The organism is Candidatus Arsenophonus phytopathogenicus (assembly GCF_056113345.1).
The window spans coordinates 73,154-97,344 of record NZ_JBUIOB010000019.1 but is presented as its reverse complement, the minus strand read 5'-3'; the positions used below and the strand labels follow the sequence as shown (position 1 = coordinate 97,344).

The following is a 24,191-nucleotide window of genomic DNA, read 5'->3' as shown; positions in this document are numbered from 1 at the left end:
TGTACTCTATTTTGTGAATTAACAAAACAATGATCTTTTTGCAACTTTTAAATTAAGTTATTGTTCAATTATTTTTTAAATATTACCCTGAAATAACCGCAATATTTAGATAAAAATTCGTCATAACGACCATTTAAACTATTTTATTAATGAAATAGGATTTCTTTAAAATAGATAAGATTGACAGATATTATTTTAACCAAAAACTTGATGAGATTAGCAGACGATCCAAAACAAAATATTAATAACCAGCTACAACATTAGTGGTTTTGGTGGTATGGAAACCGTTTGTCGTGAATTTATTTTGTTATTAAAACAGCGGCGACCAGATATAACTGTCAGTTTTGTCTTTTTTAATGATAAACAAACGCAACCGAATGATGATTGGTTAGATAACATAAAATATAGTCGATTATATTCCAATATTAAAAACGACAAGCTGCGACGTATTCATTATGCTTTGCAGCTACGACAACTACTTAGCGAACAAAAATTAACGCAATTATCTCTTTGGATCCGAATGCCTGTTATAACTCAAATATCAGTAGAAAACTTATCTTAGGCAGACAAATACCGCTAATTTCCTGGCCACACTTTGCCATTAATCGAAGTTATAAAAAAGAATATCTTTTAAAAGCAGATTACTATTACGCGATAAGCTCAGGTATAGCGAGGCAATTAGTTGCCCTCGGCGTCGATGAAAATAATATTTTTACCTTATTTAATCCAATAAAAAACAGGACATTGTTATCCCGCGACCTGAGGACAAAACTGCCTTTCTCTATTTAGGGCGAATATTTTTTGCGGGACAAAAACAACTGGCTTTTCTATTTACTTGCTTGGCAAACATCAGCGGTGACTGGCAACTCAATATTATCGGTAGTGGCGAAGAGCACGAAATCAATCAATTAAAACAGCTAGCTATAAAACTAAATATTGAAAAAAAATTAACTGGCATGGCTGGCAGCCAGATCCATGGTTTTATATACGCAATAATATAAAAACAGTTTCGGCCCTACTACTAACTTCCAGCATTGAAGGCCTTGGCATGGTTCTTCTTGAAGCCATATCCTATGGTATTTATGCAATAAGTTCAGATTGCCCAGCTGGGCCGGAAGATATCATTAAAAACGATATTAATGGAGAATTATTTCCTGTTAATGATCTACCCTGTTTCGTTAATATATTGCAGAGTATTGTTGATAATAAAACCTTACCCTCACAGGTTAGCATAAAAAATTCTATCTCAGATTTTTATGAAGATAGCTATTTTGACAGAGTTAATTCATCCCTTAAGAAAATTCTAGCGTGATAGCATTTATCGGATTAATCATTATGATTAATCCGTGCAAAAACAATATTAGATAGCAACCTCTCAAAACGACATAAACCCTATTTTTGCCAAAAAATTAAACAACGTAAAGCACGCCTTATTTGTAGCAAAATATAAGCTAAAGCAGACTCAAGATTGCCTCGCGTTCTTCTTTTTTCTTTTTTCTTTTTTCTTTTTTCTTTTTTCTTTTTTCTTTAATAACATACTTTCTTCTATCAGCCTCCAAATTGCTATTTTCAACGGAAACAATCGGATGCTTAATAATTTCGGTTAAATAATATCCTTTAATTGCCTGTTTTTTGTATAACAGGCCACACGAATTAGCAACAAAAAAATTGTCTTTCAAATTCAGCGATTATTCTTTTACAGGTGTTACGATGAATTAAGTAACAACAGGCACGAAAAATTTTATCCGGACTATAAGTTAATAGACGAAAGGCCACATTAGCGATGGTTATTTTATTAAAAAAACTTAACAAAATTCGCTTTCTTGAACTCAGCCCTTCTTGACCACCTAGCAAATAAACATAATCTTTTTTTAATAAATCACTTTTACCCTGTTCCAGCGCTTTGATTAGAGCGGATAATTTTTTATCAATGATAACATCGTCCTCTAGGATCAATGCCCATTCGATATCATTTTTTACAATATGTTGATAAATTGATTGATGGCTCAAACTACGAGCAATTTCATTCATTCCGCTTGCTTTCACATCAAGCTTACCTGAATTAGCGGATTCAAACCAAGGTATGTCACCCTGAGTTAACTTAGCACCTTCGATGGCATCAACTATCGTGAAAAGTAAAGCTTATGACGACAAAGCTTTACTAATTTGTCTTCTTCTATCCGTATCCTTTTTTAATGAAACAATAAAAATAGGGCAAGATTTACACATTAACGCCGCCAAAACTTTATATTTAATAATATGTTAACTAAATTATAACTAATCAATTTTATTTTACTACCTATTTTATCAGCTGAATAATATCATTTATTCTAGTATTTATTGTAATATAAGCATAATAATTGCAAAAAACACAAAATAATTTTTTATGTTGAAATTTAATATAAATTGTTATTTACTTTGTGCAAAAAATTAATTAATTTAATCACTTAAATATATTACATAAACATAATATTAATTTAATTACTATATTTACCCATTATGATATTTATCTATCATAAAAATCAAAACAGAAACTAATCCATCTTATATTTTCAAATAATGACTTAATTTGACATAAGAAAAAAACTGATTCGCAACAAATCAGAAACCATTTTAAAACATCTCATCACTAAAAAATATTATATTTACTTTCAATAAGATATAAATTTTTCTTCATTTCTAAAAAATATAATGATTATTAATCAATTTTTATAAAGTATAATGGTTATAGCAATGGTTTTTTCTTTCCACTAACGTTAGAATCAGTAACAAATTAATGCCAGCTTTGCCAAAAGGAAACTTAATGTATTTCAATAGTAAGGAGATGATACTAACAAGCTATGAATTTTCATCTGCTAGGGTAAAAAATTGCCAGTTTTATATTGTTTACGGCGCAGATATAAATTTCTCTCTTGGTACTGCAATCTCTATCTGTTCGATTCTACATTTTAATAAAGATTATACCTTCCACTTTTATATCTTCACTGATATGATTTCTGCAAATGAACTGAAAAAATATGATGAACTAACAAAAATATATAATACAAAAATAACAATATTACTTATCGACACTCTGCAGCTAAAAAAATTACCAACCAATAAATTGTGGTCTCATGCAATCTATTTTCGCTTTATCATTGCAAATTATTTTCACCAAAAAATAAATAAAATATTATATTTAGATTCAGACATTATTTGTTCGGGTGATATATCAGAATTATTCACCATCAATTTAAGCCATCATATTATTGCAGCTGTCGCTGACCGAGACCAATACCTATGGAAAAAACAGGCTGAAATGCTAGCAACACCAGCAATAGCTAATGGCTACTTTAACTCAGGCGTTATGCTGATCGATACCGATAAGTGGTATAAAAATAAAGTAACTGAGAAAACGATAAATGTACTACTTGATGATAAGACAAAAGCAAAATTTATATTTTATGATCAGGATGCATTAAATATATCTCTGGTAAATCAAGTTTTATTTTTAGAGAAAAAATTTAATACCCAATTTAGTATTAATTATGAATTAAAAAATAGAACATTATTCCCTACCATTGATAATGTAAAATTCATTCATTATATTGGCCCAACCAAGCCATGGAATAATTGGTCTGAATATCCCAGTACAGATCTGTTTATTACAATAAAAGAAAAATCTCCTTGGAAAACGACCCCTCTTATTGCGGCATCAACGTCCAACCAATATCGATATGCGGCTAAGCATATGTTTAATAAGAAAAAATATATTCAATGGCTATTGAATTATCTCTATTATTTTGTTATTAAAGTTTTATATAAATAAAAAAATAGCAAATGGCATAAACCATGAAATTGGATAATCGTCATTTGATGATAGACAATCATCCATTTTTATAGCTAAATTTTCAATTTAATTTACTTTCATAATCTATATATTCGAATTGCGCTTTGGTCAATGTTAAATTAATGGCTTTAACAAAACTTTCAACCTGATCAACAGTAGTTGCGCTAGCAATCGGGGCGGTGATCACATTAAAAGTCATTAACCATGCAAGGGCAACTTCGGCTAAGGTAGCTTGATGAACATCAGCAACTACCTGCAACGCCTTAAGAATTCCTTCACCTCTTTGATTAAGATATTTATCGATATCACTTTTTCTAAGACTACTATTTAAATCACTTTGACGACGATATTTTCCGGTTAAAAAACCAGATACCAAACTATAGTAAGTAACAACCCCAATATTTTCTTTGATACAGAGTTTCTTCAACTTATCATCAAAAGCGGCGCGATCGTAAATATTATATTCTGGCTGTAATACCTGGTATCGCGGTAAATTCTGACTATTCGCCACATCTAACGCTGTTTTCAATTGCCCTGCATCCAAATTTGAAACTCCTATAGCACTAATTTTGCCTGTTGTTAAAAGCTTCTGATAAGCGTTTAACGTCTCTTCATAAGGTGTATTGATGTCAGGCCAATGAGAAAAATAGAGTTCAATGTAATCTGTTTGTAAACGCCGTGATGAATCTTCAACCGCGTTTATAATCCAGCGAGCAGAAAGCCCACGCTTACCAGGCGAACCTAAATCTGCGCCCACTTTGGTAAAAATAATTAATTTATCTCTGGCAATGGAATGTTTAGTTAGCCAATTTCCAATGATAGTTTCAGATTCTCCTCCAGGATTACCTGCTGCCCAACTTGAATAAAGATCTTCCGTATCAATTGCAATTAAACAGTTATCATAGAGAGCATCTAAGATGGTAAAACACTCTTTTTCATTGATAGTCCAACCAAATACGTTACCACCAAAAACAAGTGGTGGGATAACAAATCCAGCTGAACCTAACCTACGCAATTGCATATTTCCTCACTTGTTTTTAAATAAAGCGAATGTAATAGCTAGAAGATTTTAGTGGTACTTTTACAGCAAGATTGCATTTATTAAATGTTAAACCCTATTTGACTTACAGATATAGTACACCAATTTAGATATGTTAATTATAACTTACCAATAGACCAATAACTTCCACCATAAACCACCAATGACTAACCAAATTAAAAGATTAACCACACTTAATATAAACCCCACTTTCCACCATTCAGCTAAGGTTGTATAACCAGAACCAAAAATAATCGGCGCAGTACCTGTAGCATAATGGGTTAACGACATCATTAATGATGAAGAGAAAGCCAGGATCAAACCAAGCAAAATAGGTGGCGTGCCCAATGCTAATCCAGCAGTAAAAAATGCTGCAAACATTGCCATAATATGGGCTGTGGGGCTGGCAAAAAAATAATGGGAATAGACATATATTAAAATAAGTAACAACATGCCACCAATCCAACCGATCCCCAGATGATCAATAGCGCTTCCAACTGTTTGAGAAAACCAATTAATCAATCCAAGCTTACTTAGAAAAGATGCCATCATGACCAGTGCAGCAAACCAAGTAATTGTATCCTATGCCCCCTTGGTTTTCAAAATATCATCCCAAGCTAATACCCCGGTACAAAGTAAAACGGAAAGACCGATAAATGCCGCAGCGGTAGGGTTAATAGTAAAAGCGCTACCAAAACAAAAATAAGCGCAGGCACACCAGCCCACATCAGCAAAAGCATGCAAATACCGCTAAAGTAATTTTTTCTGCTACTGAAATAGGCCCTAACTTGTGTAATTTTTGTTTCGCGAAATTTAGTGCATCGGGTGTTACTTTAATTTCAGGTGGATAAATCCAATAGATAATTAATGGCATAATCAATAACGAAATAATACCTGGTATAAAAGCGGCTATTGCCCACATTCCCCAACTTATCTCAAATGGAGGTGTGGTATTTTCCATAATCAAACTAACAATCAGTGGATTAGGGGCAGTAGCCGTAATAAACATCGCAGATGTAATTGGATTGATATTAAAATTAACCAATGAAATATAACGGCCAATTTTGAGTGAGCTACCTGATTCGGGATCAGAGCCGAAACTCTTTGCAATTGAGCACATTATAGGATGAATAATGCCACCACCCCGCGCAGTATTACTTGGTGTAACTGGTGCTAATATTGTCTCTGCAATCGCCAATGAATAAGCGATGCCTAAGGTCTTTTGCCAAATAAATAAAGAAATAAAATAATAACCAATACGGGCACCTAAGCCGGTCTTATTTAGACTAACAGAAATCATTATTGAAATACCTATCAACCAAATAAGTTGATTTGAAAAACCGCTCAATGCATCATTAATGGCTTCCGTCGGATTATTAGGATTAGTTACCCCCGTAATAGCAATTAATGAAATTGCGATAATGGAGATTGCACCATTGGTAAGGCTTTACCTATGATAGCTATTATAGTCCCAATAAAAAGCGCAAATAATTGCCAAGCATTTACCTCAACACCGTCAGGAGTAGGAATAATAAACCAGATGATGAGAGTGATTGTAATAGCAATTATGGTTAGTAAAGGTTTGAATGGGGTCAATTTATCCATATTATATTATCCAATTGGTGAAATATATCTACACAAAAAATAATTAATAACTTATAAATTAAAAAATCACGCTAACAAATCATACAACTACTTATTATATAAATTTATAGATTAGTAACTATTTCTATTAGTGGTTTTCATAATATAGAAAATTAATCAGAATTACTTTATAAAAAATAATATATTTTATATTATAATATAATGTATAAATCTATTTATTTTTTGGATAGATATAAAATTAAAGTCAAAAAAAAGCAGCAAATCAATATGTCCATTTGTGCTAACCCAAAGCCAAGAAAGATGGTCTTTATCGTTAATGATAAAGACCATCCAATATGATTTTATATCAGTTCAGCTAGACCTATTTCTCTATCCATTCAGTATGAAAGATACCCTCTTTATCAATCCGCTTATAAGTATGAGCGCCAAAATAATCACGTTGTGCCTGAATTAAATTTGCCGGTAAAAAAGCAGAGCGATAACCATCATAATAAGAAATTGCTGCTGTAAGCGTAGGTAATGGAATACCATTTTGTATACCAAAACAGACAATATCCCGTAATGATTGCTGATATTCATCAGTAATATTCTTAAAATAAGGCGCTAACATTAAGTTTGCTAAAGATGGGTTTTGGCTATAGGCATCGGTAATTTTTTGCAAAAATTGCGCCCGAATAATACACCCAGCGCGGAAAATCCTGGCAATTTCACCATAATTTAGCTGCCATTGATATTCATCCGATGCTGCTTTTAATTGCTGAAAACCCTGTGCATAGGAAAAAATTTTACCTAAATAAAGTGCCCGACGAACTTTTTCAATAAATTCCTGCTTATCACCTTTAAATGAATTAACAGCCGGTCCAGTCAGGATTTTTGCTGCTGCCACCCGCTGCTCTTTTAAAAAAGAGAGACAACGCGCAAATACTGATTCAGTAATAAGCGTAACAGGTACTCCCAAGTCTAAAGCACTTTGACTGGTCCATTTCCCAGTTCCTTTATTAGCGGCTTCATCCAATATGACATCAATCAAATAATTACCAGTCTGGTCTTCTTTTTTACGAAAAATATCGGCCGTAATTTCGATTAGATAACTACTTAATCCCCCTTTATTCCATTCAGTAAAAAGAATCGGCTAATTCTTCATTATTTAATTTTAATGCGCTTTTAAGTATTGAATATACTTCAGCAATAAGCTGCATATCACCATACTCGATACCATTGTGCACCATTTTTACATAATGACCTGCACCATCGGGACCAATATAGCTGACACAGGGCTCACCATCGGCCTTAGCTGCAATTTGTTGCAAGATAGGTGCCACTAAATCATAAGCCTGTTTCTGTCCACCAAGCATCATAGAAGGCCCTTTTAATGCACCTTCTTCACCACCAGAAACTCCGGTTCCAATAAAGTTAAACCCTTGTGCTGAAAGTTCTTGATTACGTCGAATAGTATCCTGAAAATAAGTATTACCACCATCGATTAGAATATCACCTTTATCCAGATAGGGTGTTAAGGAAGCTATGGTTTTATCTGTCGCCTCACCAGCTTTTACCATTAATAAAATACGACGTGGTTTTTCTAATGAATCAACAAATTCTTCAATTGTATGACAGGGGATTAATTTTCTACCTGGATTTTCTGCGATCACTTCATCGGTTTTTTCTTTAGAACGATTAAAAATAGAAACAGAGTAACCTCGGCTTTCAATATTGAGCGCTAAATTACGTCCCATAACAGCCATACCAACTACACCAATTTGTTGTTTTGACATGAAAAACTCCTGTCTGACAATTGATTACCCACAATTTACGAGCAAATATATTTTTACGCATTGATATATTAACTTACTCTATAGTTTGGTGATAGTGATTTCATCCCTTCATGGATAGGATATTTCGGCTAAAAACGATTAAAAAAACGTTATTATATTGAAATTTTTGTTCAAAGTACCCATTATTCTAAAAGTCGGTATAAGCCGTCATATTAGAAGGTAAAATAAATTTTATGGAATGGATCGCAGATCCTGACGATGTGGGCGGGGCTTTTTACTCTTATCGTACTCGAAATCGTGCTTAGCATTGATAATTTAGTCTTTATCGCTATCTTAGCTGATAAATTACCGGCTAAATTACGTAATAAAGCAAGAATAACTGGTTTAACCTGCGCACTTTTTATGCGCATCATCTTATTGTTTACTCTCACTTTACTCGTTTCACTAACCAATCCTATCATTAATATTTGGGGTCACCCATTTAGTGCGCGGGATATTCTGATGCTTGGTGGCGGGCAGTTTCTGCTTTTTAAAGCCACTATGGAGCTTAATGAACGGTTAGAAGGTAAAGATGAACGATCTGGCAAGCAACGCAAAACGGCTAAATTTTGGGCTGTTGTCGCGCAAATTATTGTATTAGATGCTATTTTTTCACTTGATTCGGTAATCACTGCCGTAGGTATGGTTGAACATATTGGCATTATGATTGCTGCAGTCACTATTGCTATGATCTTAATGATTATCGCTAGTAGACCATTAACCCTATTCGTTAATACTCATCCAACTATTGTTATTCTCTGTCTCAGTTTCTTACTGATGATCGGTTTTAGCTTAGTTGCTGAAGGATTTGGTTATTTGATACCGAAAGGCTACTTATACGCTGCTATTGGTTTCTCTATTATGATCGAATCACTTAACCAATTTGCATTATTTAATCGCCGCCGTTTTTTAAAAGGCAACAAATCAATGCGGCAAAGAACCGCTGAAGCAGTATCGCGGGTTTTAGATGGTCAACATGAACGCGCTGAATTAGATCATCGCACCTCTGATTTAATCGCTGATAATAATGATATTTTTGATCCACAAGAACGACAAATGATTGTTCGTTTATTAGGATTCGCTCAACGTAATGTTAGTAGTATTATGACTTCGCGCCATGACGTTGAATACATTGATATCAACAAGCCTGCGGATAAGCTACTTTCATTGCTAGAAAAAACACCACATACCCGTCTTGTTGTTACGAATGAATCAATAAGCGATGAACCAGTCGGGATTATACACGTTATCGACATATTAAATCAACAATTAAAAAAGCAAAAACTTAACCTACATGCCTTAATTACCCAGCCACTAATTTTCCCTGAAGGCTTATCACTACTTCAGGCATTAGAGCAGTTTCGTAAAGCTCATACCCATTTTGCCTTTATTGTTGATGAATTTGGCTCTGTCGAAGGAATTGTTACGCTGACGGATATTATGGAAACTATTGCCGGTAATATGCCAATCAGCGAAGCAGAGGTGGATTCTCGTCATGATATTCAACAATTAGAGGATAGCCGTTGGGTTGCTAATGGCTTTATGCCTTTAGAGGATCTGATCCTGTATGTGCCAATTACGCTTGATGAAAAACGTGAATATGAGACGATTGCCGGATTATTAATGGAGCATCTACAACGAATGCCTGTGGTAGGTGAACGTATCAAAATTGAAAATTGGATTTTTAAACCGTTGGAAGTCACCAGCCACCGCCTTAAAAAAGTGTTGATTACTCCCCTGAAACTGGCTAAAAATGATGTTAAACAGAATATTACCTTAACATAAAACATAACGCGCTAATCATGGCGCGTTACATTTGTTGAATATTAAGCTAAAACTAATTTTTCGATTTAACTTCTTTTTCTAACCAACTATCTAGTGCTTTTTTAGCTTGCGATTGAAACTCATCACGCAGCAATTTTTCAATATTCAATTGATATTGTAAATTTTTCCACTTACCATAAATACACAGAGGAATGGCCAATTGATTAATTTTATTAATAAAATTATCATTTCCATGCCAGCCTTTATTGATATTAACCAGCAATTTCACGTCTGCTGATTTCCCGGCTACATTTAGCCAACCGTTACCATCGATACTCATAGCGTCTGAAGAAGCAACCAGATTTGAGAACGATAGCATGCCTTTATTAAGTTTTGTATCAACGGTTAAATTTTCAATTTGGGTATTACCGTCAAGATTTTGCGGGGTATCAATTTTATCAGTAAGGCGTGAAAAGGCGTGTTGGATCAGTGAAGCTATATTTAATCCTGTTAACTGTGCCTTGGATAACATTACATTAGCGTTACCGGACCAAAAATTTAGCAGCGCAAATTTATCGTATCCAGACCCTGATAAATTTGCTACTAACATCAATGAACCATCTAGTTTGGTCGGCATGTCAAAGGATTGCAGCAAAGGAGCCAACCTCACATGATTAAATTTGGGCTTAGCCGTGACAATAACCGGACTATTTTGATAATTTAAACTAATAGGTAATTCAAAATTTCCACCTAATAATCCACCTTCTAGCTGACTAACATTTAATAACGCTTTTTTATTGGTTATCTTAGACTTAAAGCTATCAACAACTAAACCTCGATATATAAGTTTATCGGCAGAGATTATTGCTTGAAATGAGAATTGCTTTAAATAACTTAAATCATAACTATCGGTTTCAACCGTCGCAATAACAGGCTTAGGACTTACTTGAGGCGTTATCTTTGTCTCTGTTAAAGGTTGTAATAAAGATTGCCAACCTAAAATCTTATCTAGATCCAGTTTTGTGGAAGTAATATTTAATTCATAATCTGGTGATTTACCTAAATGAGCAACTAAATTTCCAGTTAAATTACTATCATTGACGTCAATAGCTAAATTAGACAGGGTTAATATTGGTTGCTGATCATGCAAATAATCAAACAATAAAGTTGCATTACCGCTAATGCCATCTGTTGGTAAATTAATACCACTAATTTTATATTCTAATTGATTAATTTTCCCAGCAATCTGACGCGGATAATCTGCAATATTTAACTTACTGTTTAAAGAAAAAGTGAGATCTTGCTGATCCTTACTCACATTGCTACTAAAATTAACGCTAATGAAATGATCATCTTCCCTTCTGAGCGACAACATAATATTACGCATATTTAGCTGGGTATCATTATCCAACTGCCAAATTAACAAACTATCAGTTAATTTTACTTTATTAATTTCAAATAACCATTTGCTATCATTATTATTTTTCCTACTAATACGGTTAAGACCTTCTGGAGCAATCGGGGCATCTGGATTTGATTTTGCTTCACTATCTGGAGTAGCGCGCAAAACTGCATTACTGATTACAATCTGTTCAACAGACAGTTGGTGGGAAATTAACGGCCATAAGGAGACATCAAGCCGAATGTTATCTGCACTAATGGCCGGCTTAGTCGCGCCCGGCGCGGTGAGTGAAATCGGCCCAGTGATAATACTTAGTCTAGGCCATACATGCCAACGCATTTCGCCTTGAAAAACTAAATGATAGCCGCTTTTTTGTTCAACTTTATCAATTAAATAGTGACGAAAATCATTGGGATTAACGAGCAACACTAGCGCCGTTAAACCTGCTAAAATAACCACCATCAGAATAGCTAATGTGGTCAAAAATCGTTTCATCACTGTCTCCATCAATGGTATTCAAACAAACAATTAATGACTTCATCTTTAGATAGCTTATTTTCCGTGACCTGAGAAAATAAAATTATTTTAATTATAGCATGATTTCAGCTAAACACCGAATTAATTAACTTAAAATATCACAATTTATGATTACTTTTATCATCTTCACTAATTCTACTCCCTACCGCACCTTGTTGATTTTTATATTTTGCATCCTGACGGCGATTATAGGGGCGCTCAGCTGAACCGGATAAAACTTCAAAACTTAATGCGCCAATAACCATACCCGGCCGTAGTGCCAATGGCAGTTTACCTGAATTATAAAACTCTAGCACAATCTGACCGCACCAACCGGGATCAATACGGTGAGCAGTAACATGCACCATCAATCCCAAGCGGGCAAGAGAAGAACGGCCATCAAGCCAACCAACAGCATTATCAGGCAAAGTGACTGATTCTAAAGTGACCGCCAATGCTAATTCACCCGGATGCAAAAAAAACGCATCATCATGGCTTAAGGTAATTTCATCACTCATCACCCGATCTAATGCAGAATTAACTTCATTTTTGGGCCCACTAAGATCAATATAAGGTGCAGTATAGCCCTGAAATATTCGAAATTTATTGCCTAAACAAACATCAACGGTTACCCCATTGATCCGTTCGATTGATGGGCGTGGTTCAATAACCAATTTCTTTTCATCAAGCCATTTAACTATATCACGGTCACAAAGTCGCATTTTTCCATCTCCTTGCGAGAATTCCTAATCTATTTATAGATAATTATTGGCAGAACTCCTCTATTTTAGCTTTTAGAATATCAATCGCCACTCGATTTTTTCCGCCACGAGGAACAATAATATCTGCATATTGTTTCGATGGCTCAATAAATTGAAGAAACATTGGACGAACAGTTTTAGTATATTGTTCAATAACAGAATCTAATGTTCTTCCTCGTTCATTGACATCCCGTTTAATTCTTCTTACTAAGCAAATATCCAGTGGCGTATCAACATAAATGGCAAAATCCATATTATTACGTAAGCGCTTATCGGTTAATAATAAAATACCTTCAATAATAATCACTTTTTTAGGCTGAAAAAAAATGGTCTCTCGCTTACGCGTATGCTGAGTATAATCATATTGTGGCAGATCAATGCCTTTTCCTGCCTTCAACAATTGAAGATGATGAAAAAGCAAATCATGATCCATTGAATTGGGATGGTCGTAATTTACTTTCACTCGTTCTTCCATCGGAATGTCATGTTGATCTCGATAGTAACAATCCTCAGTAATCACACCAATATTGTGGTCACCCACTTGAGTACGTAATTCATGATAAAGCGTTTTCGCAATAAGACTTTTACCCGATGCTGAAGCACCTGATATACCGACAATAGCGCACTTATGTGCTGGATCAGCCATTTTAAATAACCTGAGTTTAAATAATAGAAATTAATATAATTAAATATTATGAGCGCCGGAATTATAAGGGGTTATTGTAGTATCTGCCAGCATTTAAAATTAGGTCTGGCTAATTTTCATAACAAGACCTAATAATAATTATCACTTCATATTTATTTTCAATCAATAAGCTATTAATCAGTTTAAATAGCTCGGAAAGCAATTTCAGTGGGAATTTTTTCTACTGCCCAATACATCTGAGCAGAAATTGTCGATGCTATTTCCCGATAAATATCAGCGAACTCACCATCAGGATCGCGCATTACTGTCGGTTGACCTTGATCTAAATCCTCACGCAGAGAAATATGTAATGGGATCTTACCTAACAGCTTGCACTGGTATTTTTCAGCCAATATTTCTGCTCCACCTGAACCAAAAATAGGCTCTACGTGGCCACAATTACTACAAATATGTAGACTCATATTTTCAACAATACCCAATACCTGCACTTTCACTTTGCCAAACATCGCGATGCCTTTCATCGCATCAAGCAAAGCAATATCTTGTGGTGTGGTAACGACAATTGCCGCAGTAACGGGTATATTCTGTGCTAAGGTTAATTGAATATCACCAGTTCCAGGTGGCATATCAACCACTAAATAATCTAAATCTGGCCATTCGGTATCCTGTAACATTTGCATCAAAGCCTTGCTAGCCATTGGACCACGCCATATCATCGCATTATCATCATTAATCAAATAACCAATTGAATTAGTCGCTAGCCCATAATAAGCCATTATAGGTACCATATGATGCCCATCAGGTGATGTGGGCCGCTGATTTTTAGTTGCCAACATAGTCGGAATAGAGGGACCATAAATATCAGCATCCAGAATACCTACCTTCGCTCCTTCTTGCGCTAATGCCAACGCCAAATTCACTGTCGTGGTTGATTTGCCAACCCCTCCTTTACCTGAACTGACAGCGATAATATTACGCACTCCATTAATACCAGGCAAATTATTCGCTCTACGTAATGTATTAATATTATGACGTAATTCCCACTCTACTGTTTGCGCGCCAGTTATTTTTCGTAATTGCGGTGTCAGCTGCTCAATTAATAACTTAAAAGGTGTTTTCCAGGCAAAGGGCATGACTAATTCAATATGTAAAACATCATCGAGTAATACACAATGACATAATGCCTTTAATGTACTCAGATTACTTTGCAATGTCGGATGAGAAAATGTGTCTAAAACCTCAGCGACTTGCTGAGTTAACTTTTTTGCTTTTGTTTGTTTGAAGGATCCTGAATTCATCGCAGCTCCTTTTATTTAGTATTAAATTATCAACAATTAATCACTACATCATACCAGAGAACAATTTAATTAAGATAAATAGATAATAAAAACGACGCTTATCAAGCAAAATTACGATAAAATAATGATTGATTATTCATGTTCAGGCCTAGCCGGAAAAAACGCAATCAGTTAACATCAAATTATTGTTCAATTTTTATGGGAATTAGATCCTTACTATGTCTCAAGTCGCGAAAAAACTTTTGGTAACCTGTGCGTTACCTTATGCTAACGGTTCAATACACCTTGGCCATATGTTAGAGCATATTCAGGCCGATATTTGGGTTCGTTATCAACGAATGCGCGGCAAGCAGGTTTACTTTATTTGTGCCGATGATGCCCATGGCACTCCAATTATGCTAAAAGCTCAGCAATTAGGTATAACGCCTGAGGAGATGATTAGTAAAGTAAATCAGGAACATCAACACGATCTTGCTGACTTTGCCATTAGCTATGATAATTACCATTCAACTCATAGTGTAGAAAATAAAACATTATCTGAACAAATTTATTTAACACTAAAAAAGAGTAGCTATATCAAAAACAAAACTATCTCGCAACTTTATGATCCTAAGCAAGGTATGTTTCTACCCGATCGCTTTGTTAAAGGGGATTGCCCAAAATGCCAAGCCGCTGATCAATACGGTGATAATTGTGAGGTATGTGGGGCAACTTATAACCCAACAGAACTTATCAATCCCCACTCGGTGATTTCTGGTGCAACTCCTGAAATGCGTGAAACAGAGCATTTTTTCTTTGATTTACCCGCATTTAGTCATATGCTGCAAACTTGGACACGCTCAGGGGCTTTGCAACCACAAGTGGCAAATAAAATGCAAGAGTGGTTTGAGGCGGGTTTACAGCAATGGGATATTACTCGTGATGCCCCTTACTTCGGTTTTGAAATTCCTAATGAGCATGGCAAATATTTTTACGTCTGGTTAGACGCTCCTATTGGTTATATGGGGACATTTAAAAATCTATGTGACAAACAACCCAATATTGATTTCGATAGTTATTGGCACAAAGATTCTACTGCTGATCTTTACCACTTTATCGGTAAAGACATTGTCTACTTCCATAGCCTATTTTGGCCAGCAATATTAGAAGGTAGTGGTTATCGTAAGCCTACCAATATCTTTGCTCACGGTTATATCACTGTAAATGGCGCAAAAATGTCCAAATCACGGGGTACATTTATTACCGCGCGCGCCTATTTAGATCAGCTGGATACTGATTGTTTACGTTACTATTATGCCGCTAAGCTTTCTTCCCGCATTGATGATATTGACCTTAACTTAGAAGACTTTGTCCAACGGGTAAATAGCGACATCGTGAATAAAGTCGTCAACCTCGCAGCTCGCAATGTTGGATTCATCAATAAACGCTTTGATGGTAAGTTATCATCGCAACTTGCAGCTCCTGAGCTTTACCAGCAATTTATTGCCGCAGCAGACAAAATTGGTCAACAATTTTGTCATCGTGAATACAATAAAGCAATTCGTGAAATTATGTTACTTGCCGATCTAGCCAATCGTTATATCGATGAGCAAGCACCCTGGGTAGTCGCTAAGCAGGAAGGTCGCGAACAAGATTTACATGATATCTGTTCGATGGGTATCAATTTATTTCGCGTACTAATGACTTATTTAAAACCTATATTACCGGGACTCACCAACCGGGCAGAAACTTTTTTAAATATTTCACTCAACTGGGATGATATTAGCGACCCTTTGCTAAATCATGAAATTACGCCATTTAAAACCTTATTCCAGCGAATAGAAATGAACAATGTAACCGCTATGTTAGCGGCATCTAGCGAAAATATAACGGCGAAAACAATGACTAATCAACAAGATTGCGAAAATTCTTTCCAAGATATCATCAGTTTTGATGACTTCAACAAAGTCGACTTACGAGTTGCTTTAATTAAGCAAGCTGATTTAGTCGAAGGCTCCGATAAGCTGCTAAAACTCCAATTAGATTTAGGTGATAGCAGCCGACAAGTTTTTTCTGGTATTCGCGCGGCTTATCCTGATCCGAAAGTACTTGAAGGGCGCTTAACGATCATCGTCGCTAATTTAGCACCACGAAAAATGCGTTTTGCCGTTTCAGAAGGGATGGTATTAGCCGCCGGTCCTGGTAACAAAGATATCTTTCTATTAACTCCAGATGCTGGCGCCAAGCCCGGTATGCAAGTAAAATAGATTAACAATAAAAAGCATTAAATTAAAATGGCGACAATTGCATTTTCGCCATTTTAATCCCAGTGACTACACCAGCCTGGCACATTAAGTGGGCTAATTGTATTATCAGTATGTTTTGTTATAGGACTGGTATGATGTTGTTTTGCAAAAATATCCTTTATATTAATTGGCAATATTTACGCGCTTTTTTACTCATTTATCTCTGCCTAATAATAGGAAACCTAATGTCAAATTTACTGCCTTTTTCTCTGCCAGGAAGTATATGGCATGCTGGTGTTGTTTAGCTTATTAACCGTCCAAATCATACCTGTCCAGTGGATACAACCGGGCTGTCATTTGCTACTCAAAAATATGACATTGCTATTTATTCCAATCGGGGTAGGCATAATGAATTATTATGAGATGCTTAGCCAACAAATTATCCCTATTTTACTCTCCTGCATTATTAATACCTTAATTATTATTGTTGCTTATAACTCACACTGTATTCATCGTGACCCTAATATAAATACCTCGGATGCTGGTAAGCAGCAGAAAAAAACAAATTAAGCAAAAAAATAGGCCAAATAACGAGTAACAACAATGTTAAATCATATCTGGTGGTCACTACCTTTTACCATTATCGTTTTCTTATTAGCGAGAAAATTATCCCAAAAATACCGATTAACTATTTTAAATCCGCTGTTAATTTCAATCACTATCATTATTGCTACTTTACTAATAACACATACTTCATATAGCCATTATTTCTCTGGTAGCCGTATTCTCAATGATTTGTTACAACCGGCAGTTATCGCCTTGGCTTTGCCATTATACGAGCAATTACATCAAATTCGTGCCCAATGGAAATCCATTATTAGTGTTTGTTTTATTGCGAGTCTGATTGCTATGGTCACAGGAACCGCTATTGCGTTATGGACAGGCACAACCGTCGAAATGGCTGCTTCAATATTACCAAAATCTGTTACAACACCGATTGCGATGGCCGTTTCACAAGCGATTGGCGGCATACCAGCCATCAGTGCAGCTTGTGTGATTTTAGTTAGCATTTTTGGTGCTATGTTTGGGCATTTACTGTTTAATTTTTTGCGGATAAAAAACCCTATTGCTCGAGGATTAGCGATGGGAGCAGCCTCACATGCAGTAGGTACTGCGCGTAGCGCCGAGATAAACTACATTGAAGGTGCCTATAGTTCTCTCGCATTAATGACGTATGGCATAATCACCTCATTAATTGCCCCTTTCATTTTTCCTTTAATAATCGATTTATTACATTAAATGATTAGCTATAAAAAATGAATCAACAACATAGTAATCACTTTCTGTCTATTTTATGTAGAAAAATTAATCTCACTGGCGGGCGGTAACTTTAATTTTTAGGTTATTTTGGCTGAATAAATTTAAATCAAATCTAGCCATTTGCCACAGTAGCCTTGAACAATGTGTTAAAGCAACTAATTGGAGGTAATTTCAGCTAGTCTGAATATCGTATTTACAAACTTGCTGCCTTCTGACTATTATAAGTCTTATCTAGCAATAAGCTGTTGAATTAATCAGTGGCCGCGCATGATAATAAGTAAAATAGCCCTTATTAAGCTGACTTTCTCTATCCTGTAATCTATAGGCATAAATGATGAGGAAATTCCTTATTTATAGCTTACTTACCATTATAGTAACAGCAATCTTTGCTACTCTAGCATTCAATCGTTGGATTAGTTGGAAAACTGCTGACTATATCTATGATGATGTAAAAAAATTACCACCTCGCAGCGTTGGTATGATTTTAGGTACATCAAAATATTATTCTGCCGGTTTACCTAATAAGTACTATAAATATCGAATTCAAGGTGCCATTAACGCTTATAATAGCGGTAAAATAAAATACTTACTGGTTAGCGGTGATAATGCCCATTACAATTATAATGAACCTATCACCATGCGTAGAGATCTGATCTTAGCTGGTATCCCTGCGGCAAAAATTGTGTTAGATTTTGCAGGCTTCAGAACATTGGATTCGGTTGTCCGAACTCACCAAGTGTTCGCCACTAACAACTTTACTATTATTACCCAACGTTTCCATTGTGAAAGAGCATTATTTATCGCTATGAAAAAAGGGATAGATGCACAGTGCTATGCAGTTTCCTCACCAAAAAAAATCATTAAAGTTCGTTTACGCGAGGTTTTTGCCCGTATTAATGCCCTAATTGATCTCTATATATTAAAAAGTGAACCCCGCTTTTTGGGACAACAGGAATCTATTCCCGCACCGATAAAAATGCCTGATGGCATCAAAGGATATCCTGCCGTTTTACCTGAAGAGCTGAAATAATTTCAGCTAGCAAGTAGCGAATTTATTGGTTAAATAACGCCATAACCACTCTATAGGCCCTTGCGTAAAATATTTCAACCAGCTGATGGCAAATATAATATTAATGAACCAAATCAGCGGCACAAAGCTAAGTAATACTAAACGGCCAAATTGAGCAAAAAAACCAAACCGATAAAAAATAGTGGTACAGATCAGCGTCTGTAATAAGTAGCTAGTTAAAGCCATGCGGCCAACTGATTGCAGCCATTTAATAATGAAGATATTTTTTATTTGTGTGGCCAAAAACCATAAATAATAGCAATATAGCCAATAACTTGAACCGGAATAATAATCTGATTAATAATAAAACCTAATAACCCAGTTACAATATAACTCCAGTCATAGTAATACTGGATGGCAATAGAACAGAGTTGAATAAAAATAGTCAATGGGATTGTCCAATAAGCAACATAGCGATAATGAAACAAAGAAAAATTTCCCGTTAACCAGCCAATTCTCACTAATGCTGCACCAGCCATCATTAATGCCAATAACTGCCAACCATAATGGATCACTAATATAATTAATCTTTGTGCTACCGATTCAGCCCGATATAAGAACACTTTCCATCCGCCCGCTATTTTAATGTTGATCTCATTAGTAAAATCATTTTCTGCTGGATACCAAAATGACGAAACATTGGTAAAATAACTAAAACTGCAAAAAATAATTAAGCCGGATAAATAAATAACAATAGATTTATAATAGAGCTGCCTAGTGTTATTAAAATGAATAAATTTTATTGCCAATAGCCCCGTCAAAGCATAAGGCAATAGAATATCCCCATCCCATAACCCAATGCCATGCAGCAGACCAATAATAGCCAATACAAACAGACGAATTTGATTTCAATATAAACCCTGCTTAGACAAAAATTCAAAACTTGCACCAAATAACAAACTAAAAATTGCCAGAAATTTTCCCTGCACAAAGATATTCAAAAATACCCAGCACCAAATATCCCCGGCTGTTGTGCTAGCAATATAAACTGGATTCACATAAGCTAATTCAGGTAGCGCAAAAGCAAAAATATTAACCAGCAAAATTGCAAAAATAGCGCTTGCACGCAGCAGATCAATTTGTTCAATCCGCTGCCGTCTGGCTTTAATAACAAACATTAATGGCGGTAACGCAGGCAGAAATATTGCGTAAAAACTCCTGACGGGTATTTTGACTAGATTTAAATAAACCACCTAGCGAGGTTGTCATAGTGCTGCTGCTTACATCACGAACGCCTCTGGCTTTCACACAATAATGAACCGCATCAATTGAAACCGCGACATTACTTGTACCTAATAAAGTTTGTAGCGCAATTAAAATCTGCTGGGTCAAACGCTCCTGAACTTGTGGCCGTTGAGAGAAAAATTGAACAATACGATTAATTTTAGATAAACCAATCACTTTATCCTTTGGAATATAGGCCACTGTCGCCTTACCATCGATAGTGACAAAATGATGCTCACAAACACTCGTTAACGTAATATCGCGAACCGTTACCATTTCGTCGAAGTCCATTTTATTTTCGATCAAAGTAATTTTAGGAAAGTTATTATAATCGAGGCCTGAGAAAATTTCGTCAACATACATTTTAGCAACGCGTTTAGGTGTTTCCACTAAGCTATCATCTTTAAGATCGAGATTAAGTAAACGCATAATTTCACTCATATGCCCTTCAATCTGTTGTTTACGCGCATTTGAGGAAAGAGATTGACCGCAAAGAGGGCTTTCAAGACCACGAGCTTCTAGTGCTTTACGAACAAGATGCGCTTCTTGACTGAGCGATGGCATGCATTTCTCCAACAATAAAATTCAACATTAATTTAACTAAACATTCAATAAATGGATACCATTATCCCATTACAATAGCCTATCCTAACAAAATATTTTTTATATCGCGCTAATTTTCATATCAGAGTCACTATTTATTCTTTGTTTTTTCTGTTCATTTATATAAAAACATCAATTTATATTACTACAAATAATCGATTTACTGACTATAGCCTCATTTTAAACCCATCTAATTGCGACTAAATATTTTATCAAAACAGATGAGCCTGTTAGCTAGCAAAATTGATTGCTTTAATATCACAACACAATAAATAGTCGCCGTCGTTTTTATATATTTATATTGTTATTTATTGTGGGTGGCAGCAAAGAAATTATTTTAACCATAGCGTTCAGATTTTTAATAGCCTATTGTTTAAGCATGTAAAGATTAAAAAATGTTCGGTGAAGGTTTTCCTGTTATGAAAGACTGGCTGATAAGATCATTAAGAGCGCAAAATCGATAAGAACGCAAACAATAGTCGAAATTGAATAATTATTTAAAAAATATCGGCATTATTTAGACTATTTTGTATTTTTGTTAGTATTTCTATCAGATTATTAATTTCTTTTTCAGTTGATCTATAACTGATTTTTTCACATATTGAATTAATTTATCAGAAATAATGGTTTGATTGATTCCATCCTCTTCCGATAAATATTTCATAATTAATCACTGTTCTGGTGATAAATTAAACAGACTCAGTATCTCTTTTATCTTACGTATTTGTAACAGATCGGTTTGATGAATAAATTTATAAAAAACTTTTCGCTTGATGCACGCCTAATATACAAATAATTTGCTGCGGCAAATTTTAATATTAAGCGTGTAATATCAGTCAGCCCTATTTTTTATCTAATATTTTATTATTTTTTTATAGTAGATAACTTCTTTGTTAATAAGTGAGATTGTTGTCATAATGCACTGAAAATATTTGGCAAAATTATGCCAATATCGTCAAAACGGTAGTATTATTTGGAGCCAGATATGGAGCATTATCATACCGACCAATTACTATCGCTAAAGGAAGTATTAAATAATATATTTACCCTAATCACCCCAATTGCAGAAAAAGAAATTATCCCACTAACAGAATCAATTAATCGCATTACTGCCAGAGAAATTATATCGCCAATTAATGTCCCTCCATTCGATAATTCAGCCATGGATGGTTATGCAATACGCTTTAATGATTGGCATGATGCCGCCTCATTGGTTGTTGCGGGTACAGCGCTAGCTGGTTCCCCTTTTCGCGATCCGCTGCCAGCAAAGTCTTGTATTCGCATTATGACAGGAGCGCCGATCCCCTCTGGCGTTGATACGGTCATCATGCAAGAAAACACCCGGTTAGTCGATAATGCCATTAGTTTCATTCAGCCAATAAAACCAACTAGTAATATTCGTTTTGCAGGCGAAGATATTCGACAAGGTGATACGGTCTTGACAATAGGCAGCAAACTTTCCGCCACTCAGATATCCCTTGTTGCATCATTGGGAGTCAGCGAGATTGAAGTTTTTCGCCAGTTGAAAGTGGCTATTTTCTCTACTGGCGATGAACTACAAACTATTGGCCAGCCATTGGCTGCCGGTCAGATCTTATGATACCAATCGGCTGGCAATACTCTTAATGTTAGAAAAAATGAACTGCCAAGTGATTGATTTAGGGATTATTGCCGATGAGCCTGGCAAACTCTATCAAGCGTTTGAACAAGCGGATCAACAAGCCGATCTGGTTATTAGCAGCGGTGGTGTGTCGGTGGGGGAATCTGATTATACCAAGCAGATCCTTAATGAAATAGGCAGCATCAATTTTTGGCAACTGGCAATCAAACCCGGTAAACCATTTGCCTTTGGTAAACTAAAATCTGCCTGGTATTGTGGTTTACCCGGTAATGCTGTATCCGCTATAGTCACCTTTTATCAACTGGTACAACCCATTCTCAATCACCTTTCCACTTTTAGCCAATGGCAAAGAACGCCCTATTTAAAAGCGCGCACCACCAGCCTGATAAAAACATCACCAGGACGCCTTGAGTTCCAACGAGGGGTTGCCAGGGTAAATTCTCAAGCCGAGTTAGAGGTAACCCCTATTCCACGGCAAGGTTCACACATTTTGAGTTCCTTTAACCAAAGTAACTGTTTTATCGTTTTAGAGCAAAATTGTGGCGCAGTTAACGCAGGTGAATTAGTTGATATTGAGTATTTTAATCATTTATTAATAAGTGAATAAATATGGCTATTGAATTATCTGACCAAGAGTTACTCCGTTATAATCGCCAAATTATTTTACAAAATTTCGATTTTGACGGACAAGAAAAATTAAAAGCAGCAAAAGTATTAATTGTCGGAATGGGTGGTTTAGGTTGTGCCGCCGCTCAATATTTAGCCGCAGCAGGCATCGGGCAGCTAACACTATTGGATTTTGATACCGTCTCTCTATCAAATTTGCAACGGCAAATCCTATATAACGACCAATCTATCGGTAACGCAAAAGTTGACTCGGCCAAAACCGCATTACATAAAATAAATCCGCACATAGAAATTTCTACGGTTAATGGAAAACTGGCAGAAATATGAACTGAATACTTTAATCAAACAACAAGATGTAGTTGTTGATTGTACCGATAATGTGACTATTCGCGAACAGCTTAACCGCCTATGTTTAACGTTAAAACGCCCATTAGTATCAGGTACAGATTCGCATGGAAGGACAACTGGTGGTATTAACTAATCAAGATAATACCACCTGCTATCACTGTTTTAAGTTGTTTATTTGGTGAAAATAATCTCTCTTGCATCGAAACCGGCGTTATGTCTCCACTGGTTGGTATTATTGGTAGCTTGCAAGAGATCGAAACACTAAAATTACTTACTAACTATGATAAAATTATCAGCGTAAAAGTGCTATTTTATGATGCTATGTCAACAAAATTTCGAACAATTAATTTAATGCCTGATCCTAATTCTGAAGCCTATCAGGCAGCCACCATATAGAACTAACTTTTATAGCTGTGAAACCAATATATCACTTTTTAATTATTTATTTTATTAGTGCTAACCAAGTGATGGAAACTTAAC

Annotated in this window: 21 protein-coding genes and 5 pseudogenes; 13 read left to right on the top strand and 13 right to left on the bottom strand. The window is 35.5% G+C overall.

Annotated features, from left to right (window positions below; all coding sequences use genetic code 11):
• The first annotated feature begins 277 nt into the window (after nt 1–277).
• From AC01GB_RS15025 to AC01GB_RS15015, 3 genes are all read left to right on the top strand, one after another.
• Nucleotides 278–562: a hypothetical protein gene (locus tag AC01GB_RS15025; protein WP_474452536.1), complete on the top strand. Its 285-nt coding sequence runs from the start codon at nt 278–280 to the stop codon at nt 560–562.
• Nucleotides 563–839: 277 nt separating this feature from the next.
• Nucleotides 840–1,001 (top strand): hypothetical protein, encoded by a 162-nt coding sequence (locus AC01GB_RS15020; protein ID WP_474452535.1) that lies wholly within the window; start codon nt 840–842, stop codon nt 999–1,001.
• Nucleotides 947–1,312 (top strand): glycosyltransferase, encoded by a 366-nt coding sequence (locus tag AC01GB_RS15015; protein ID WP_474452906.1) that lies wholly within the window; start codon nt 947–949, stop codon nt 1,310–1,312. The genes AC01GB_RS15020 and AC01GB_RS15015 overlap by 55 nt, the downstream gene beginning before the upstream one ends.
• A 139-nt stretch (nt 1,313–1,451) precedes the next feature.
• Here AC01GB_RS15015 and AC01GB_RS15010 read toward each other — a convergent pair whose 3' ends face one another.
• Together AC01GB_RS15010 and AC01GB_RS15005 are read right to left on the bottom strand one after the other, a co-directional pair.
• Nucleotides 1,452–1,679, bottom strand: coding sequence for a hypothetical protein (locus AC01GB_RS15010; RefSeq protein ID WP_474452534.1), 228 nt, complete (start codon nt 1,677–1,679; stop codon nt 1,452–1,454).
• The gene (locus AC01GB_RS15005; RefSeq protein ID WP_474452905.1) at nt 1,654–2,085 is read right to left on the bottom strand and encodes a glycosyltransferase family 25 protein; all 432 of its coding nucleotides are present in this window, start codon (nt 2,083–2,085) and stop codon (nt 1,654–1,656) included. Before AC01GB_RS15005 ends, AC01GB_RS15010 begins: the two co-directional genes overlap by 26 nt.
• A gap of 691 nt (nt 2,086–2,776) precedes the next feature.
• Between AC01GB_RS15005 and AC01GB_RS15000 the strand changes: the two genes are divergently transcribed.
• Nucleotides 2,777–3,808: a glycosyltransferase gene (locus AC01GB_RS15000; protein ID WP_474452533.1), complete on the top strand. Its 1,032-nt coding sequence runs from the start codon at nt 2,777–2,779 to the stop codon at nt 3,806–3,808.
• An 82-nt stretch (nt 3,809–3,890) separates the two neighbouring features.
• Here AC01GB_RS15000 and AC01GB_RS14995 read toward each other — a convergent pair whose 3' ends face one another.
• The 3 genes and pseudogenes from AC01GB_RS14995 to gndA form a co-directional block, all read right to left on the bottom strand.
• Nucleotides 3,891–4,850, bottom strand: coding sequence for an aldo/keto reductase (locus tag AC01GB_RS14995; RefSeq protein WP_474452532.1), 960 nt, complete (start codon nt 4,848–4,850; stop codon nt 3,891–3,893).
• A gap of 144 nt (nt 4,851–4,994) precedes the next feature.
• Nucleotides 4,995–6,473: pseudogene (locus AC01GB_RS14990) on the bottom strand (DASS family sodium-coupled anion symporter).
• A 361-nt stretch (nt 6,474–6,834) separates the two neighbouring features.
• Nucleotides 6,835–8,248, bottom strand: a pseudogene (gndA, locus tag AC01GB_RS14985) (NADP-dependent phosphogluconate dehydrogenase).
• Between the two features lie 233 nt (nt 8,249–8,481).
• Between gndA and AC01GB_RS14980 the strand changes: the two are divergent.
• Nucleotides 8,482–10,072, top strand: a pseudogene (locus AC01GB_RS14980) (TerC family protein).
• A gap of 52 nt (nt 10,073–10,124) precedes the next feature.
• Here AC01GB_RS14980 and asmA read toward each other — a convergent pair.
• The 4 genes from asmA to apbC form a co-directional block, all read right to left on the bottom strand.
• Complete coding sequence (asmA, locus tag AC01GB_RS14975; protein WP_474452531.1) at nt 10,125–11,948, bottom strand: outer membrane assembly protein AsmA; 1,824 nt, start codon at nt 11,946–11,948, stop codon at nt 10,125–10,127.
• 140 nt (nt 11,949–12,088) lie between these two features.
• Nucleotides 12,089–12,691, bottom strand: a complete 603-nt coding sequence (gene dcd / locus AC01GB_RS14970) for a dCTP deaminase (RefSeq protein ID WP_474452530.1) — start codon at nt 12,689–12,691, stop codon at nt 12,089–12,091.
• Between the two features lie 43 nt (nt 12,692–12,734).
• On the bottom strand, nt 12,735–13,376 hold the full coding sequence (udk, locus tag AC01GB_RS14965) for a uridine kinase (RefSeq protein WP_474452528.1): 642 nt from the start codon (nt 13,374–13,376) through the stop codon (nt 12,735–12,737).
• A gap of 182 nt (nt 13,377–13,558) precedes the next feature.
• Nucleotides 13,559–14,674, bottom strand: a complete 1,116-nt coding sequence (gene apbC / locus AC01GB_RS14960; RefSeq protein WP_474452527.1) for an iron-sulfur cluster carrier protein ApbC — start codon at nt 14,672–14,674, stop codon at nt 13,559–13,561.
• Between the two features lie 218 nt (nt 14,675–14,892).
• Between apbC and metG the strand changes: the two genes are divergently transcribed.
• The 4 genes and pseudogenes from metG (at nt 14,893) to sanA (ending at nt 19,249) form a co-directional block, all read left to right on the top strand.
• Complete coding sequence (metG, locus tag AC01GB_RS14955; protein WP_474452526.1) at nt 14,893–16,920, top strand: methionine--tRNA ligase; 2,028 nt, start codon at nt 14,893–14,895, stop codon at nt 16,918–16,920.
• Nucleotides 16,921–17,054: 134 nt separating this feature from the next.
• Nucleotides 17,055–17,469: pseudogene (locus AC01GB_RS14950) on the top strand (CidA/LrgA family protein).
• Between the two features lie 33 nt (nt 17,470–17,502).
• A complete protein-coding gene (locus tag AC01GB_RS14945; protein WP_474452525.1) occupies nt 17,503–18,198 on the top strand; it encodes a CidB/LrgB family autolysis modulator in 696 nt (231 codons plus the stop codon).
• 355 nt (nt 18,199–18,553) lie between these two features.
• Nucleotides 18,554–19,249 carry an outer membrane permeability protein SanA gene (gene sanA, locus AC01GB_RS14940; protein ID WP_474452904.1) on the top strand — a complete coding sequence of 232 codons (696 nt, stop codon included), beginning with the start codon at nt 18,554–18,556 and terminating at the stop codon, nt 19,247–19,249.
• A gap of 6 nt (nt 19,250–19,255) precedes the next feature.
• Here the strand turns inward: sanA and AC01GB_RS14935 are convergent, their stop codons facing one another.
• From AC01GB_RS14935 to folE, 4 genes are read right to left on the bottom strand one after another with little or no spacing between them, the layout of a single operon-like run.
• Nucleotides 19,256–19,531, bottom strand: a complete 276-nt coding sequence (locus tag AC01GB_RS14935; RefSeq protein WP_474452524.1) for a DUF418 domain-containing protein — start codon at nt 19,529–19,531, stop codon at nt 19,256–19,258.
• On the bottom strand, nt 19,516–20,115 hold the full coding sequence (locus AC01GB_RS14930; protein WP_474452523.1) for a DUF418 domain-containing protein: 600 nt from the start codon (nt 20,113–20,115) through the stop codon (nt 19,516–19,518). The genes AC01GB_RS14935 and AC01GB_RS14930 overlap by 16 nt, the downstream gene beginning before the upstream one ends.
• Nucleotides 20,116–20,136: 21 nt before the next feature.
• Nucleotides 20,137–20,406 (bottom strand): hypothetical protein, encoded by a 270-nt coding sequence (locus AC01GB_RS14925; RefSeq protein ID WP_474452521.1) that lies wholly within the window; start codon nt 20,404–20,406, stop codon nt 20,137–20,139.
• On the bottom strand, nt 20,393–21,076 hold the full coding sequence (gene folE / locus AC01GB_RS14920; protein ID WP_474452520.1) for a GTP cyclohydrolase I FolE: 684 nt from the start codon (nt 21,074–21,076) through the stop codon (nt 20,393–20,395). Before folE ends, AC01GB_RS14925 begins: the two co-directional genes overlap by 14 nt.
• Before the next feature lie 1,024 nt (nt 21,077–22,100).
• Here folE and moeA point away from each other — a divergent pair.
• The 4 genes and pseudogenes from moeA to AC01GB_RS14900 all read left to right on the top strand — a co-directional run bounded on the left by moeA (nt 22,101) and on the right by AC01GB_RS14900 (nt 24,107).
• Nucleotides 22,101–23,343, top strand: a pseudogene (moeA, locus tag AC01GB_RS14915) (molybdopterin molybdotransferase MoeA).
• A gap of 2 nt (nt 23,344–23,345) precedes the next feature.
• Complete coding sequence (locus tag AC01GB_RS14910) at nt 23,346–23,690, top strand: ThiF family adenylyltransferase (protein WP_474452519.1); 345 nt, start codon at nt 23,346–23,348, stop codon at nt 23,688–23,690.
• On the top strand, nt 23,668–23,844 hold the full coding sequence (locus AC01GB_RS14905; protein WP_474452518.1) for a ThiF family adenylyltransferase: 177 nt from the start codon (nt 23,668–23,670) through the stop codon (nt 23,842–23,844). The genes AC01GB_RS14910 and AC01GB_RS14905 overlap by 23 nt, the downstream gene beginning before the upstream one ends.
• Nucleotides 23,844–24,107 (top strand): ThiF family adenylyltransferase, encoded by a 264-nt coding sequence (locus AC01GB_RS14900; protein WP_474452903.1) that lies wholly within the window; start codon nt 23,844–23,846, stop codon nt 24,105–24,107. The genes AC01GB_RS14905 and AC01GB_RS14900 overlap by 1 nt, the downstream gene beginning before the upstream one ends.
• Nucleotides 24,108–24,191 lie beyond the last annotated feature (84 nt).

What these genes read in the sequence shown, in the direction of transcription:
- AC01GB_RS15025 (WP_474452536.1), top strand. Translation starts at nt 278, where the DNA reads ATGGAAACCGTTTGTCGTGAATTTATTTTGTTATTAAAACAGCGGCGA.
- AC01GB_RS15000 (WP_474452533.1), top strand. Translation starts at nt 2,777, where the DNA reads ATGCCAGCTTTGCCAAAAGGAAACTTAATGTATTTCAATAGTAAGGAG.
- AC01GB_RS14995 (WP_474452532.1), bottom strand. Translation starts at nt 4,850, where the DNA reads ATGCAATTGCGTAGGTTAGGTTCAGCTGGATTTGTTATCCCACCACTT.
- asmA (WP_474452531.1), bottom strand. Translation starts at nt 11,948, where the DNA reads ATGAAACGATTTTTGACCACATTAGCTATTCTGATGGTGGTTATTTTA.
- dcd (WP_474452530.1), bottom strand. Translation starts at nt 12,691, where the DNA reads ATGCGACTTTGTGACCGTGATATAGTTAAATGGCTTGATGAAAAGAAA.
- udk (WP_474452528.1), bottom strand. Translation starts at nt 13,376, where the DNA reads ATGGCTGATCCAGCACATAAGTGCGCTATTGTCGGTATATCAGGTGCT.
- apbC (WP_474452527.1), bottom strand. Translation starts at nt 14,674, where the DNA reads ATGAATTCAGGATCCTTCAAACAAACAAAAGCAAAAAAGTTAACTCAG.
- metG (WP_474452526.1), top strand. Translation starts at nt 14,893, where the DNA reads ATGTCTCAAGTCGCGAAAAAACTTTTGGTAACCTGTGCGTTACCTTAT.
- AC01GB_RS14945 (WP_474452525.1), top strand. Translation starts at nt 17,503, where the DNA reads ATGTTAAATCATATCTGGTGGTCACTACCTTTTACCATTATCGTTTTC.
- sanA (WP_474452904.1), top strand. Translation starts at nt 18,554, where the DNA reads ATGAGGAAATTCCTTATTTATAGCTTACTTACCATTATAGTAACAGCA.
- AC01GB_RS14925 (WP_474452521.1), bottom strand. Translation starts at nt 20,406, where the DNA reads ATGTTTGTTATTAAAGCCAGACGGCAGCGGATTGAACAAATTGATCTG.
- folE (WP_474452520.1), bottom strand. Translation starts at nt 21,076, where the DNA reads ATGCCATCGCTCAGTCAAGAAGCGCATCTTGTTCGTAAAGCACTAGAA.
- AC01GB_RS14910 (WP_474452519.1), top strand. Translation starts at nt 23,346, where the DNA reads ATGGCTATTGAATTATCTGACCAAGAGTTACTCCGTTATAATCGCCAA.
- AC01GB_RS14905 (WP_474452518.1), top strand. Translation starts at nt 23,668, where the DNA reads ATGGAAAACTGGCAGAAATATGAACTGAATACTTTAATCAAACAACAA.